Source organism: Nonomuraea sp. NPDC003707 (genome assembly GCF_053587055.1).
The window spans coordinates 1-13,584 of record NZ_JBSFNK010000060.1 but is presented as its reverse complement, the minus strand read 5'-3'; the positions used below and the strand labels follow the sequence as shown (position 1 = coordinate 13,584).

Annotated in this window: 17 protein-coding genes; 4 read left to right on the top strand and 13 right to left on the bottom strand. The window is 67.8% G+C overall.

Features of this window, described 5'->3' with window-relative positions; genetic code table 11:
- Positions 1–7: 7 nt before the first annotated feature.
- From ACWDRB_RS62585 to ACWDRB_RS62570, 4 genes are all read right to left on the bottom strand, one after another.
- A complete protein-coding gene (locus ACWDRB_RS62585) occupies positions 8–973 on the bottom strand; it encodes a protein phosphatase 2C domain-containing protein (protein WP_449911470.1) in 966 nt (321 codons plus the stop codon).
- On the bottom strand, positions 973–1,653 hold the full coding sequence (locus tag ACWDRB_RS62580) for a vWA domain-containing protein (RefSeq protein ID WP_449911468.1): 681 nt from the start codon (positions 1,651–1,653) through the stop codon (positions 973–975). Before ACWDRB_RS62580 ends, ACWDRB_RS62585 begins: the two co-directional genes overlap by 1 nt.
- Positions 1,654–1,913: 260 nt before the next feature.
- Complete coding sequence (locus ACWDRB_RS62575; RefSeq protein WP_449911466.1) at positions 1,914–2,246, bottom strand: hypothetical protein; 333 nt, start codon at positions 2,244–2,246, stop codon at positions 1,914–1,916.
- Positions 2,247–2,767: 521 nt separating this feature from the next.
- Entirely contained in the window at positions 2,768–3,319 is a 552-nt protein-coding gene (locus tag ACWDRB_RS62570) for a TetR/AcrR family transcriptional regulator (RefSeq protein WP_449911464.1), read from the bottom strand.
- A gap of 472 nt (positions 3,320–3,791) precedes the next feature.
- Here ACWDRB_RS62570 and ACWDRB_RS62565 point away from each other — a divergent pair, with 472 nt between their 5' ends.
- Both ACWDRB_RS62565 and ACWDRB_RS62560 read left to right on the top strand, forming a co-directional pair.
- Positions 3,792–5,771: a polymorphic toxin-type HINT domain-containing protein gene (locus ACWDRB_RS62565; RefSeq protein WP_449911462.1), complete on the top strand. Its 1,980-nt coding sequence runs from the start codon at positions 3,792–3,794 to the stop codon at positions 5,769–5,771.
- Positions 5,772–5,813: 42 nt separating this feature from the next.
- Positions 5,814–6,143 (top strand): hypothetical protein, encoded by a 330-nt coding sequence (locus ACWDRB_RS62560; protein WP_449911461.1) that lies wholly within the window; start codon positions 5,814–5,816, stop codon positions 6,141–6,143.
- Between the two features lie 319 nt (positions 6,144–6,462).
- Here ACWDRB_RS62560 and ACWDRB_RS62555 read toward each other — a convergent pair whose 3' ends face one another.
- Positions 6,463–6,828: an nSTAND1 domain-containing NTPase gene (locus tag ACWDRB_RS62555; RefSeq protein WP_449911523.1), complete on the bottom strand. Its 366-nt coding sequence runs from the start codon at positions 6,826–6,828 to the stop codon at positions 6,463–6,465.
- A 114-nt stretch (positions 6,829–6,942) separates the two neighbouring features.
- The gene (locus tag ACWDRB_RS62550; protein ID WP_449911460.1) at positions 6,943–7,104 is read right to left on the bottom strand and encodes a hypothetical protein; all 162 of its coding nucleotides are present in this window, start codon (positions 7,102–7,104) and stop codon (positions 6,943–6,945) included.
- Positions 7,105–7,249: 145 nt separating this feature from the next.
- On the opposite strand from ACWDRB_RS62550, the gene ACWDRB_RS62545 reads away from it, so the two are divergent.
- A complete protein-coding gene (locus ACWDRB_RS62545) occupies positions 7,250–7,429 on the top strand; it encodes a hypothetical protein (RefSeq protein ID WP_449911458.1) in 180 nt (59 codons plus the stop codon).
- 180 nt (positions 7,430–7,609) lie between these two features.
- On the opposite strand, the gene ACWDRB_RS62540 is transcribed toward ACWDRB_RS62545, so the two are convergent.
- Genes ACWDRB_RS62540 through ACWDRB_RS62515 form a run of 6 tightly spaced genes read right to left on the bottom strand, consistent with a single transcriptional unit; the run spans position 7,610 to position 12,289 of the window.
- The gene (locus ACWDRB_RS62540; RefSeq protein WP_449911456.1) at positions 7,610–8,413 is read right to left on the bottom strand and encodes a phytanoyl-CoA dioxygenase family protein; all 804 of its coding nucleotides are present in this window, start codon (positions 8,411–8,413) and stop codon (positions 7,610–7,612) included.
- 2 nt (positions 8,414–8,415) lie between these two features.
- Positions 8,416–9,126, bottom strand: a complete 711-nt coding sequence (locus ACWDRB_RS62535) for a hypothetical protein (protein WP_449911454.1) — start codon at positions 9,124–9,126, stop codon at positions 8,416–8,418.
- The gene (locus ACWDRB_RS62530) at positions 9,123–10,022 is read right to left on the bottom strand and encodes an ATP-grasp domain-containing protein (RefSeq protein WP_449911453.1); all 900 of its coding nucleotides are present in this window, start codon (positions 10,020–10,022) and stop codon (positions 9,123–9,125) included. Before ACWDRB_RS62530 ends, ACWDRB_RS62535 begins: the two co-directional genes overlap by 4 nt.
- The gene (locus ACWDRB_RS62525; protein ID WP_449911451.1) at positions 10,019–10,852 is read right to left on the bottom strand and encodes a hypothetical protein; all 834 of its coding nucleotides are present in this window, start codon (positions 10,850–10,852) and stop codon (positions 10,019–10,021) included. Before ACWDRB_RS62525 ends, ACWDRB_RS62530 begins: the two co-directional genes overlap by 4 nt.
- On the bottom strand, positions 10,842–11,342 hold the full coding sequence (locus ACWDRB_RS62520; protein ID WP_449911449.1) for a hypothetical protein: 501 nt from the start codon (positions 11,340–11,342) through the stop codon (positions 10,842–10,844). Before ACWDRB_RS62520 ends, ACWDRB_RS62525 begins: the two co-directional genes overlap by 11 nt.
- Positions 11,342–12,289, bottom strand: coding sequence for an LLM class flavin-dependent oxidoreductase (locus tag ACWDRB_RS62515; RefSeq protein WP_449911447.1), 948 nt, complete (start codon positions 12,287–12,289; stop codon positions 11,342–11,344). Before ACWDRB_RS62515 ends, ACWDRB_RS62520 begins: the two co-directional genes overlap by 1 nt.
- A 544-nt stretch (positions 12,290–12,833) precedes the next feature.
- On the opposite strand from ACWDRB_RS62515, the gene ACWDRB_RS62510 reads away from it, so the two are divergent.
- Positions 12,834–13,073: a hypothetical protein gene (locus ACWDRB_RS62510; protein ID WP_449911446.1), complete on the top strand. Its 240-nt coding sequence runs from the start codon at positions 12,834–12,836 to the stop codon at positions 13,071–13,073.
- Between the two features lie 84 nt (positions 13,074–13,157).
- Here ACWDRB_RS62510 and ACWDRB_RS62505 read toward each other — a convergent pair whose 3' ends face one another.
- Positions 13,158–13,319 carry a hypothetical protein gene (locus ACWDRB_RS62505; RefSeq protein ID WP_449911444.1) on the bottom strand — a complete coding sequence of 54 codons (162 nt, stop codon included), beginning with the start codon at positions 13,317–13,319 and terminating at the stop codon, positions 13,158–13,160.
- Positions 13,320–13,584: the final 265 nt, after the last annotated feature.

Here is a 13,584-nt window from a genome sequence, read left to right as displayed (position 1 = left end):
GCTGTCATTACCGCTCCGTCGTCCGCGGCCAGATCGCGAGCAGGGTCCGGTCGTCGTCGAAGGTCTCCCGAGAGAAGTCCAGGACGTGCGCGAACCACAACGGTGGGCAGGGTGCGCCCAGGTGCCCGGCGAACAGCGAGCCGACCTGGCCGTCGCCGTCGCCGAGCGGGTCGGAGAAGCCGTCGGTGCCGACCAGCAGCACGTGGTGCTCCAGCAGGGGGACGCGGGTCTGCTCCAGGGGATGGGGCACCTGGGGCAGCGGAGCCACCTCGTTCGACACCAGGACGGCATCCGGCGCGGTCTTCGGGCGGAACAACGAGGCGTAGTGCGCGCGGGCCGGATCGAGTGCCCAGGCCCCGGAGTCCCCGATGCGGCACAGCTCGACCACGGCAGGACCGTCCGGGACGGGGCGTACGGCACCGGCGACGAGCGTCGTCGCGTGCTGGCCCGCCACCTCGGCGAGCTCGGGCTCCCTGCCGTCCAGCCGCCGCCGCGTGATGTCCCACAGCCGCCGTGCCGCATGGTGGGCGACGTCGGCCAGGTCCAGCGGTTCCGCGCTCGCGGACACCAGGTGGAGCAGGCGTTCCACGGCAGCCCGGCACGCCTCGACGGCCCCGAGTTCGGAGTGCACGGCGCTGGAGACGCCGTCCGCGACGGCGAACACCACGGCGCCGGTCGGCTCGTGTGCGGCGGCGCGAGCCGCGTCCTGGCGCGGCTGCCGGTAGTACCGGTGCTTGGCTCCGCGGACAGAGGCGAACCGCAGGGTCAGCGCGGGCGTCGACCAGCCGTCGCATTCGCTGTCGGGGTAGTCGTAGGCGTAGGAGCCCGGTGGCCGTGGCTCGAACTCCGGTCCCGGCGTGCCCACCGGGATCCGCAGCCAGGGCACAGCCCCGGACGCCGCCACCGGTGGAGCCGACGGAGCCGACGCAGACGCGGGCGGCGCCGCGGCGCCGCCCGTCACGGGTGCCCTCACTAGCGCACCTCTTCGATCGCTATGGTGAACTGGTCGGGCCGGTTCACCACCAGCTCCGAACGGCCGGAGTTCAGCGCCTGCCCGGAGGCGACCAGGCTGGCGGTGAGCGAGTGGAAGAACTCGGAGATCGCCCGGCCGATGTCGGTGCCCGCCTTGGCGACGAAGGCGAACTCGGGGCGGGTCGCAACCGCCACCATGGTGGCGGCCTGGGCATCTCCGATGCCGCACGCGATGATGTTCGGGGCCGTCGGCGTCTGGGACCTGTCGGTCAGCCGGGTGTGCGGCTGCTGCCAGGCGTCCCCGTCCGTGGGCTGCCCGTCGCTGAGGAAGAACACCACCGGCCGGTGCACCCTGTAGCCCTGGTCGCGAAGCCACTTGACGTCCGCCGGGATGCGGCCCAGCAGATCGCCGAACACGGCCCCGTACTCGGTCACGCCGCGGATCACCAACTGCGGCAGGGTCGTCTCGGCGCGCATGTCGGCGACGGCCAGCCGGACCTGCACATCGTCGGAGAAACCCAGCACGGCCAGACGCAGCTTGGCCGCGATCATCGGCTCGGCCCGCAGGCCCTCGCACAACGACCACAGGCCGTTCGACAACTCCTGTTGATAAGGGCTCATCGACGCCGATTCGTCGACCACCACATAGGCCGGCAGCAGTATGCCCTTGGTCTCCGCCATGGTTCCGTCTCCCGTTTCTGGTGCGGTGTTGCCGTGTCGGAATGGTGCAGGGCTGGGTGAACTCCTCTAGGAGCGCCCCAGGAGCTGAAGTATGGTCCGCAGATAGGTATAGACGCTAGCGATACGCGATAAGGGGTGTAGCTTCTGCGGGGGATCGCTACTGGAGTGGCGAAACCGACGAGCCGAAACTGCCGACCTGGCAGCCGACCCCATGCCGTGCCACCGCCATTCGCCCGATCCGGCGCAGGCGGAGTCGCCGCTCAGAGCGGATCGCCTCCGGCAGGTACGGGCGGTTCGATGTGGGCTGGTCCGGCCGCACCGCAGCCCGCGCCGCCGCCACAGGGCCTCGCACCGGCTCCGGGACCGAGCCCCGCACCACCGCACCACAGGCCGACGTCCGCTGCCGTTCTGGCGACAGCTTGTTCAACCGTCTTCAGCGCGGCCGCCAAACGCTCGCGCTCACCCTCGCTCAGCGACGCCTCGCCGAGCCGGTGCGTGAGCAGGTCCAGATGCGTGGCGACGCGGGCGCAGGCATCGGCGGCGATGTCGATCGGGTCGCGGCCCGGCTGCAGGAGAGCGGACGTGCTGGCCACTTCCGTAACGCTACGCTGTCGCGTCGCCACGTGTTTGGGGTTTCACCCTCGAGGGGGTCTCCGGCGGCTCGTGGACATGGACCGGAGACCCGACGCGAAGAACGGCACTCGGCGGCGGCGCAGCGATGAACCGCCCGCCTCACAACAGCTCAGAGCAGACCTTTGACGTCCGCCGAGGCGCGTGGGTTCAGGTAGGCGATGTCGCCCTCACCACCTCAGGTCTGCGTACTGCTCGGGGGCAGCCCACCGCAGCGTGCCAGGCTGGGCTCCGCGCCGGCTGGCCGGCTCTGATGCGCCTGTTCGGCGTGAACGACGGCACCGCCATGCGCTCCATCACCGTCGCCCATCCCGAGCGCGCAGCGAGGCTGCCCCGGTAGCCGACCCGCCCCTGGTCGGGTCGGCTACCGACTCGGGCGACGCGTCGCCGGGCTCGCTCAGCCGCGACAGCCTCCGCCAGCTCGGCCGGGACGTCACGATCGCACGGTCGGCGTCCTCACCAGGGTTCGCCCGGTTGATCCAGGCTAGTACCGGCGGACCGAGCGCCAGATGCGTTCGGGCAGCACGCGGGCGGCCTCCTTCAGATCGAGGTCCCCTACGGTGAGCCAGCGGCGGACGACGCCGATGACCGGGCCCAGGACGAGGGACTCGATCATGGGAGCGGAGAGCTCGGCGAGTTCGCCGGATTCCTGGTGGGCGTGGATCCACAGGGCGATCGGTGTCAGCCGGGCCTCCTGGGACTCACGGATCTGCCCGGCGTGGGCCATGCCCTCTCGATCCGCGCTGACGGAGTGCAGGATGCGGGCCTCGTCCGGATGGGCCTGGACGAAGTCCAGGTAGGCCATGACAACGGCCTGGACACCGGAGCGAGCGTCGCTCGCCTGTGCCAGCGCTTCCACCAGTGTCTTCAGGAGATGGTCCAACGAGCGCAGCGCGAGGGCGACGACCACGCCGTCGAGACTGCCGAAGTGGTGATAGAGGCTTCCGGGGCTGACCCCGCTGGCTTTGGTGATCGCGCCGAGGGTGAGGCCGGCTTCCCCCGACGAGGCATAGATGCCAAGCGCGGCGTCCAGCACCTGTTCGACTGTAGCTTCGCCGCGTTGTTGCTTCCGACTCATCGAACAGACGTCCTCGATCTCATAGCAGCGCATCCCCCGGTCCTCGCCACACAGAGTCTAGAGCATTATTCTAGACTTTTTTCTAGAAAGACGCCCAATCCTGGAGACGGGCCTCCACACTGGACTCCGCGCCGGCCACGAACATCCTGCGATGCGAAGCCGCCGCACGGTACCAGGTGCGATCACGAGCGCGGTACGCCCCCCGCCTGACCAGCACTCCAGACGCAGTTGCCGCAACGCCGCCGACGAGGCGGCAGAGGGACCGACCAGATGAGGAGACGTCATGACCGAGCCGGGCCCTCCACAAGGGCAGCCACCTCCCCAGAGGCAGCCGCAGTTAGGCTCGACGTTCGCTCCACCACCTCCCGGCCACCCACCGGCGCCTCGCCCGCGGACCCGCAGATTCCGGATGCTGACCGGACCTCAGCGCGTGCTGCTCCTCGCCGGGGTCGGTGCTTTGGTTCTGGCGTTGGCGGCGGGGTTGCTGGCCTGGGTGAACCCCTCCGAGTCCAGCACGTCCGCGGCCAAGCGGAATCTGAAACCGTTCGAGCAAGCCGTCGCCAACTTGGCCAAGGCCCCGGGCCTGCGATACCGCGACACGGCGATCGCCGGCATCACCGAACGAGACATCACCGTCACCGCGTCCGGAAGTCAGTTCGGCACCACAGGCGACGGTATCAAGGACCACGATGAAGACGTCCTGCGGATTGGCGGGAAGAGCTTCACCCGGTGGCAGGTAGACCCGGCCCCCGACTTCGACGTCAAACCGGGCACAAAGACCCCCAGCGAATGGGCCGTCGGGCATGAAGACGGCTCCAAGCTGCTGACTGAGGTTCTCGACCAGCGGCCGTCGCCACCGAAACTGGCGGCTCAACTGTCCAAGGCCCTGAAGGATCTGAACGACGTACCGCAGGCGGACAACCCGGAGCAGAAGCCCGTCACCGTGAACGGGAAACCTGCACTCGGAATCGACACCTCGGCGGGCCGTCTGCTCATCACCCGACAGAAGCCTCACCGGGTGCTGCGCCTGGAACCCTACGACCTGTCCGAATTGGCGAAGCGTTTCCTGAACGGGGAAACGCCGACCGAGATCCCTCAGGTAACCACCGGTCCCCTGGTCGAGAGCGACTCCAGGGGGATGGACCTGACACCGATCGTCGGGGACGCCGTCACCCGGATGTTCGACACCCTGGAGAAGCAGGCCAAGCAGCTCAAGGACGCGAGCGACAGCGGCATCAACTTCACCCTTGACGGCTCGGGCGACTTGAACTGCGGCGTAGGGGGCTGCACCGCCAACCAGAAGTTCACCGGAGAGGTCACCAGCGGGGCCCAGACGCGCATCACCAACGGCAAGGTCACCGCCATCATGAGCGCGACCTTCACCATCGGCGGCCAGCCCGCAGGACAGTGCACCAGCAGCCGCAGCACCTTCCCCCTCACCGGCAGCACCGTCTCCGGCAGCCTCACCTGCACCAGCGCAAGTGCCGGCCCCGTCTACACCTCCGTCGCCGCGAAATACAAGGCCGATGCCGAGGCCCAGTCCCGCGCCAGCGGCGGCCAAACAGTCCGATACAGCATCCCTCTCCGCGCCAGAACCCTCATCGACGCCCGCGCCCTCGCCGCGGTCGAAGTGAAACAACTCGTCGACCGCGTACGACGCGAACGGGACACCGCCGACTGCGCGAAGCCCCACAGCTTCCCCTCCGGCACCCCGGTGCTGATGGCGGACGGCAGCCACCGGAACATCGAAGACATCCGCGTCGGGGACCAGGTGACCGCCACCGACCCCGAAAGCGGACTCACTGCCGCACGGCCGGTCACCAACACCATCACCACCGAGAACGATGAGAACTTCACCCGCCTCATCCTTGCCACCGGCCCAGGCCCCGCCACCATCACGGCGACCGACAACCACCCGTTCTGGCTGATAGACGCCAAGCGATGGACCGACGCCGCAGACATCCGAATCGGCGACGAACTACGCAGCCCCACAGGCGCGTCTCCCCAAGTGACAGGAGTACTCGACCAGCAGGGCCGACAGCGCACACACGACCTCACTGTCAGTGGTCTCCACACGTATTATGTGCTCGCGGGCGAGACGCCGGTCCTCGTTCACAATTCCAGCTGCCCTGTGTATATTTCCAAAGGGCGTTGGGATCACATATGGAATCGGCATGTGATCCGGGGTGGAAAATATCCAAACAAAAGCAAGTTCAATACCACAAGCAAAGCCAAGATTCAGAAGATGATCGACCGTGCGCTCGACGGGCAGAGTGCGGATGGCGCGTACTACTACAAGTTCCCGACTCCAATCGGGCGGGATGGTGCTGGAAATGATCAGTATTACATCCGAGTTGTTGTTCGCGATCGAAAGCTGATCTCGGCCTTTCCGTCCAACAGGCCAAAGTGAGGGCGCGGGTATGTGCCCGACGCCTGACGTGGGAGTGATGTCATGGGTGTAGATGTAGTGCTCGTGAGCGTGGAGCAGAAGGGCACTAGTTCGAAGCGGCGACGCGTGCATCAGGTGGACGTGGTGCTGGACACGCAGGACATGTTTGCGCGCCTTTGCATATCGAGTGGCCTCCCGATGCTGAGCCGCGTGGACCCGTACGGAACGCTGATTCTGACCCCGCGGGAAATGGGGCAATTCATTTCCGAGGTGGAGGTTGAATTCGTCAAGAATGATAACCCGGAAGTCGCAGGCCTCCTGGGGGAAGTGCTCAGGCTGGCGCGAGAGTGCGAGACTCAGGAGGCGACTGAATTGCGTCTCGAAGGTGACTAACTTCCATCGTTATCTTGGGTTCTTGGCCCCTTCTCGCAGGTCAGAGCGAGATGATCTTGTCAGGCATGTAAGGCACGGTGCCGAGCCGGGCAGCCATAAGCGCGAGGTTCGCGGCCGTGTCCCTCAAGCGCGATGATCACCAGGAGGCGGTCGGCGTTCCCCGGCACCGGCGGCCGTGGCGCGGTATCGGCCGGCGCATCCGCCGTTCATCCCTTCTGCATGGCCCGGAATCCCCAAAGGTGCATCGAACCGTGTTTCCGAACCCCGCTTGCGGCAGACCAGCGAGGTGCGACGCAGGAGACCGGGGGAAAGGGCGCCGTCAGCGAAGCGGCCATGGTGACGGGGCAACGCCCCTATGCCATGGTGACGGCATGTCCAGGCGATCCCGTACCTCGTCCGGGGCGTCCTGGCCGCAGAACCGATCGGCGAGGACCCGGACGGAGTCGCCGCGGGATTGTTCGGAGGTCCCGCTCGGCGTGAGGATCACATGCCCCTTCGGCCAGGCCCTGTCGGCGGCGGGGATGAGCCCCGCCCGCAACAGCGACGACTTGCCCGCTCCCGAAGGCCCGGTCACCAGCAGCGGCCCGTCCCGCCCGATCTGCGCCGACACCCGATCCCACAGCAACCGGGTCAGATCCCGGCGCCCGCAGAAGTACTTCACATGCTCAGGCTCGAAGACTTCCAGACCTCGGTACGGGCACCCATCGTCGGCGCGGTCGGCGCGAGCATAGGCCTGCTTCCACGCGCCCAGATCGGCTTCGGCGATCCCGACAGCCCCCAGGACCTTGCGCAGGGTCGTTCACCGCGGGAAGCTCTTGCCGCTCACCATGTCGTGCACGGTCGCCACGCCGGTGCCCGCCGCGGTGGCCACCTCCAGGTAGCTGCCTCCGGACTCATCGAACAGCTCGCGCAGCGCCGCGTGCAGGTCCGCACGGCTGTTGATCCCGGCCAGGTCGGCCATCACCCCTCCCGCTGGAGGCGTCTTCCGGTTCGGCTATTCGGTTCCGTTCGGATCGTAGAGCTGCCCGTCGTCTGCTATCTGCCGTTTCCTGTGAATGTGCGATACCGGATGCGTCTGAATGTGGCTGGGCCCGACCGTGGACGTCATGACGACCACGATCCTCACCGCGATCGGCGCGACCGTCCTGCTCTTGCAGACCGCCACCCGCGTCCCGCCCGCCCTAACCGACCTTGTCCGCGCCCTCATCCCCGTACGCGAGGCGCTACGGGAACTCCTGCACCGGCAGGACTCATCCCAGCAGCCCCCACCCCAACCAGAGCGCTAGCGGCTAGCTAGACGCACGTCCTGACAGCGGCCGGCACCAACGTCCTACGTCTGGCCGATCACGACACCCCGGCTTCTACCCCAACCGACCAACCAGCCCGTGCTCACTGTCCCTTCCAGCCACGCTGCCGCCATCCACTGACTGAAGATCACCAACAGCATCCAGACTTGAGCCAGATCCTTAAAAGCGGCAGCGCTTGGAGGCGGTGAATACGGGCGGGGGACTGTTGAGGGCTGCGCGGATCGACTCTTCCAGGGGTGAGTACGGCGTGCCGTCGCTGCGGTCGAGCCGGAGGGGGGCGTGCAGCCCAGCCTCGGTGTTGCTGATGAACCGAGGCGGCCCGGTGTGCTTGAAGCCGCGGGTGTGGAACAGGAACGGGTGGCCGAGGACGACGTCACCGGCGGCGCCCGTGATCTCCCGGAAGTCGCCGATGGGTTCGGCCAGCACTGCGTCGAACAGTTCCCGATGCGTCATGCCCTCCGGATGCGCGGCGAGGACATGGGCGGTGCGCCGATGCGATCCCTCGGAGACCATCGTGCCGCCGCCACGCGGCTCGATATCGGAGAACAGGCCGATCAGCAGCAGTCCCTGGCGATGGGCGTCGACCGTGTGGCGGAACCAGTTCCCGTCGGCATGCCAGCCCTCGGTCGGCACGCCGTATGGCAGGGTGGCGCCGTACGCGAAGTTGACCGGCCAGAAACCCCACGACCGGTCGCCGCGCCAGCGGCCCGGGCCGAGTAGTTCCCTGATCGCCTCGGCCAGCCGGTCGGTGAAGCACGCCAGCACCTCGGGTACGGGCAGCCGTTCCTCGATGTCGTACGCCAGTGGCCAGGTGGTGGAGTCGTCGCGCAGGATGCCCGCTTTCTCCGCCATGCGCTCCCAGACGCGGTCTCGCGCGGCGGCGGCCTGTCGGGCGGTGAACGCGCCTTCCAAGACGCAGAGCCCTCGCTCTATGAAACTTTCGATGCGTGCGCGGCCCAGCATGGTCACCAGTACAGGAGCCAGCGTCCGGCGCTCCAAACCCCGTGGCCCTGCAGGGTGAGGCGTTCGTCGTCGGCCCGTACTCGGCTGGTGGGTGCGACCTGGTGCAGGATGTGGCCGGAGTGCACGGCCATGGTGCCGGCCGTGTAGGCGACATGCGTCAGTGTGTGGAAACGCTGCAGGTCAGTCGCACTCTCGATCCAGCCCTTGGCTCGTGCCCGCTCGAACTGCTCGAACGTGGCGTCCCAGACGTTGAGCCCGCCGCCAGACTGCGGCAGGCGGATTGGCAGGGTGAACGACACCAGCCGGTCGAGGTCGGTTCCGGGTGGCCAGTCGAAGGCGCGGTATTGCAGGTCGAAGTGGACGGGCGCCTTTGGCTTGGTGAACACCGCGGGCGCCAGCCAGATGTGGAATCCGGGCAGCGCCAGGTCGTCCGGGTAGCACGCCGATGCCCCGAGGTGCTCCCTCAGCACCGTGCCCAGCCGCTTGTACAGCCAGCCGAACCGGTCGTACAGCAGGCTGCGCGCGGCCTCGGCCCGCTTGTGGTAGTTGCCAGTCTGAGGGTTTTGGGCCAGGTCCAGGTAGCTGGGGGTGCCCAGGGTGAAGAAGGACGCGGGCTCCTGGCCGCGAGGGATCCAGTGGGCCCGCAGTTCGTGCACGGCATCGCGGACGTCCGCGCACTGCTCCGCGGTCAGAACGGGCAGCGCCTCGATCACTGCGCCGCCCCCCGGGTGAGCAGGCCAAGCAGGGACGCGGTGATTGCGCCGCCGAGCCTGCGGTCGTACCAGTCGTATCCGGGCATCGGGTTGACCTCCAGACACCAGTAGACGCCGTCGCCGGCCACCTTGAAATCCCAGCCCGCGAACGCCATACCGAAGTCGCGGGTACACACGGTCATCCGGGCGGCCAGCGAGGCGGGTAGTTCGCACGGTGTGAAAGCCACCTGCTCGCGCGGAGCGGCCCGGTAGTCGACTCCCGAGGAGACGATCTCTTCGGCGTGTACGCGCGTGCCGACCACATGGGCGCGCACGTCGGCGCCGGCGATGTACCGCTGCAGGTGCACGGGCCCCTGCCGCCGGTCGAAGCCGTCGAACTCCTCGGGACGCACCAGCCGGCAGGTCACCCTGACCCCGGAGACGGCCTTCACTACGGTCGGCCCAGACTCGGCAAAGGCGCGCAGCCGATCGCCTTCGGAGGTGGTCAGGCTTTCGGGCACGGCGAACCCGGCGTTCGCCAGGGACCACTCGTGCAGTGGCTTGCTGCCGTTGTCGGCACGTACGGCGGGGCGGTTGACGACCTGGCCGGGGATGTGGTCGAGCCACGCCGTGAGCGCGGTCACCAGGCTCTGCCACCGTCGCGCCTGCCGTACGTCGTCCTGGAGGGCGGACAGGTCACTGAGCCGGCAGAAGTAGGATGCGGCCGGATCGAGCCGGTGGGTCTCCTCAGCGGTGGGCAGGACGCTGTCGCCATCGTCGGGAACAGCCAGCCGCCATCTCCCCTCGGCCACGACCTCTCGCAGGTCGACGGCGGCGACGGGCGCGTCGATCCGCCGGGTCTCGGACACGAAGTGCGCATACGTCGGGTCGGAGCCGACCCCGATGGCGTAGATCATGGGAACAGCACCTTGAGCAGCCGGGGGCCGAGACCGAGCCAGACCATGCGGAGTTGTTCCAGCGCGGGGAACGGTTCCACGCCGATCAGCACGGCAGAGGTCAGATCGGGGACCAGCCGCCAGGTCACCGCAGCCAGGTCGAGCCCCAGCTCGGCGGCGATCCCGACGCTGCGCCCGGTGAGGTCGAGGTGCTCCAGGTCGGCGGTGGTGCACCGCCAGGCGCTGTCACCGAGCACTACGACCGCTTCGAACACCGGGTCGGCGGCCGACCAGCGGGCACGGTACGGCCCGCCCGTCTGCCCGTCCATGTTCTCGTTCCACGGCGCGGTGGTGCCGGTGACCATGTCACGCACCCACCAGGCGGCGTCCTGCGACCCCTGCGCGGGAACCGGCGCTGCGGGCGGCGGAGGCAGCGCCGAGAACACCTCCACAGAGCCGACGGCGACCCCGGCCCGCATCTCGGTCAGCGCAGCCGAGAACGAGACCCGGCTGCCGAGCCCGTCGGGTGTTGGCCGGTTGATCACGGGTGCGGGGGTGAGCGCGGCGACCGCCCAGAGCTGGGCCAGGCACTCGCCGAACTGGAACTCGGCGTCGAACCCGGCCCGCGGCACCGGGGGCGGCGGCAGGCGCAGGAACATCGAGTGCTCCGGGGTGACGATCGCCACGCCGCCCCGCACCGCGACCGTGAACAAATGCGCCGCCTCGAAGACATCGAGGATCCGCGCACGGTGACCGTTGTCGGTGACGAACTCGGCGACCTCGTTGGCGACCTCGTCGGCGGGGTCGGCGACCACGATGAGTTCTGCCGGCTCGCCCGGGTCAGATGACAAGGCCGTTCCTCCTCAGGAACCGGTTGATCCGGGACGCCCGAAGCGTCTCGACGATCTCCTCCTGCTCACTTCTCGGCGGCGCGGATGACCTCTCGGCGGGCGGCGAAGGCGGGGCGGGTATGGGCGGCGGGGCGTATGCCTCGGGCCGCGTGACTGAGATAGGCCAGTCGGATACGTCTTTCCCGTCTTTCCCGTCCTTGGCGTCCTTTAGATCTTTGTAATCTTTCGAATCTTTGTCATCTTTAGAATCTTTGTGGTCCTTGTGATCCTTGTGATCCTTGTGATCTTTATAGTCCTTGGTGTCCTTGTCGTCTTTGTGGTCCTTGTGGCTCTTGGCAGTCGCCGGGCCCGGGAGGGCCGGCGCCGGCTCGGCGGCGTTCGGGAAGACCTGCCCGGCCGAGGGCGGCCTCCACAGCGCCCTGGTGACGTCGCGCCGCTCGGCCGCCGTCAGGAACGGCATCACCCGCGAGGCATCCACGATCCAGGCCATCAGTTGAACCTCCCCACTGCGAACCCGTGGTCCGCGCTCGAATCGGCCCGCTCGTGATACCGGCGCAACGCGACGGCGAGCCGCCGCTGGGCGGCCTGGTCATGCGGGTTGAGGTTGCAGATGAGATGCTGGACACCGAGGTCGCGATAGGCCAGCATGCCGTCGGCCACCTGGTCGGGCGGGCCCCCCAGGAAGGCGCCGGGCGGTCCCTCCCGGGCGAAGGCTTCGCCAGCGTCGCTCACCAAGACGTTCACTCCGAGCGTGACGCCGAGAGTTCCGGGATCGCGCCCGGCCTCCGCGCAGGCGCGGCCGAGCCGCGACAGCGCGTGCTCAGCAGTGCCGGCCGCGCCGAACCAGCAACTGTTCCACAGATCGGCGTGCTCGGCGGCGAGCCGCATCATGCGCGGCCCGTGCGCCCCGACCAGGATGGGAGGGCCGGTGGAACGCGGCCCACGAGGGCGTAGCTCACCATCATTCAGGCGATGGTAGGGCCCGTCGTGGCGGCCCAGCCCACCCGTGCGCAGCAGCGGCACGATGATCCGCAGCGCCTCCTCGAACCGGTCCACCCGCCGGTCGTACGGCACGCCGAACGCGTCGAACTCCGGCTGGTGCCATCCGCATCCGAGCCCCAGGATCAGCCGGCCGCCGGACACCTCATCGAGCGTGACAGCCATCTTCGCCAGCACGGCCGGATTGCGGAACGCCGTGCACAGCACCAGCGTCCCAAGCGTGACCCGCTCGGTCGCCTCTGCCAGCGCCGACAGGACAGTCCAGCACTCCCAGATACCTTCGGTGGGCAACCCCGGCTCGCGGAACAGCAGGTGATCGAAGAGCCACACAGAATCGAACCCATAGTCCTCCGCCCGCAGAGCCAGCGCCCGAACCTCCGCATAGGAGGGCTGCCTCCCCGGATACTCCGCCAGCGGAAGAACAAGGCCAATCTTCATCGACCCCTCACATTTCCCACCGATCATTTACAGAACAGTCTGACTATACGTCGCCTGGCGCTCACGGGAAATAATGACTTTCCCGCCCGGAAATCAGATCGCTGGTAGCATTTCCCGCGCAATTCGCAGCGGTCGGAATGTAAAAGCAATAACTCGCGGGCCAATATTGTGGGCGAGCAGGGCGAGGTGAGCTCGGAAAAAAGTCCCCGCGCTGGCCACAGCCGGAAGCGGGCTACCAAGCCTCGCACCGCTCTGCTCACGGCTTCCAGCTGGGTACAATCCGGTTGGTATTCGCTGGCCAACGGCTGGCACACCGCCGGCCAGGGCGGCGATCTTGCTGATATCTGAGTGGATGGCATGGCCCTGCCGTCCCTGTGCGGTGCCATAACTCATCACGCCGTCTGACCTGACCTCCTATCCTCGGCACTCGTGTACCTACGGCCTCCTGTGCTTGCTGACGGTCTGGTTGTTCGGCTGGCCGACGCTTCTCGTGCGGGGGGCGATGCCTCCAAGGTGGTGGAGATTTTGGTGGTCGCTGTCCTGCGTGGTCAGGTTGCCCGGCTGCGACCGGACTGGGCCGGACGGGTACTGCTGGCCGCAATGGCTCGGCTGCTGCCCGCGCGGCCTGCGCACCGGCCATATATACGGCATCTTCTTCGACCACTCCTCGCTCCTGGCGCCCGGGCTGCTGCTGGCCATCGCGCAGAAGCGGGGCGCCGACGTCGTGCCGCCCGGCGCCGACACCGTGGAGATCTGGTGGGGCAACGCTGATCCGGCGGCGTAGAAGGAACTGCTCGCCATGCTCGTGGATCACATCGCCGTCAAGCCGGTGCACGATTCCCGGATCGACGTAGCCAAGCGCCTGTCCTTAGGGTGGCGACACACCGGCTGCGGCGAGCTTCTCACCATGCAGGCCGGTCACGCCGTCGATGTGTCCCAGCCACCAGGATCCGCCGGGTCCGAGCATCCAGCCGATCGCGATGACGAGCACCGCGGCGGCGACGGTGACAACGATCGGGAGAGGCTTCATCGTCGTCCTCTGGCGTCCTCTAAGGATGCTTCGAGCTCGCAAGGTCTGCCCTCAACCTTGGCGGCTGTCAGGCGATGAGGCCCAGTTTCAGGCGCTGCCCAGGCGGGGTCCGTCCAGTAGTCCTAGACACACCCCCGGCTGCGAATGTGGACCATAGGCGGTACGTGGGAGTGTCGACGATCACAGAATTGAGCAGGCGTGAGCCCTCTGCGATCACGTAATTGACCACCTCGATCACGTTATTGACCCTGGTCACGGCGTGCGT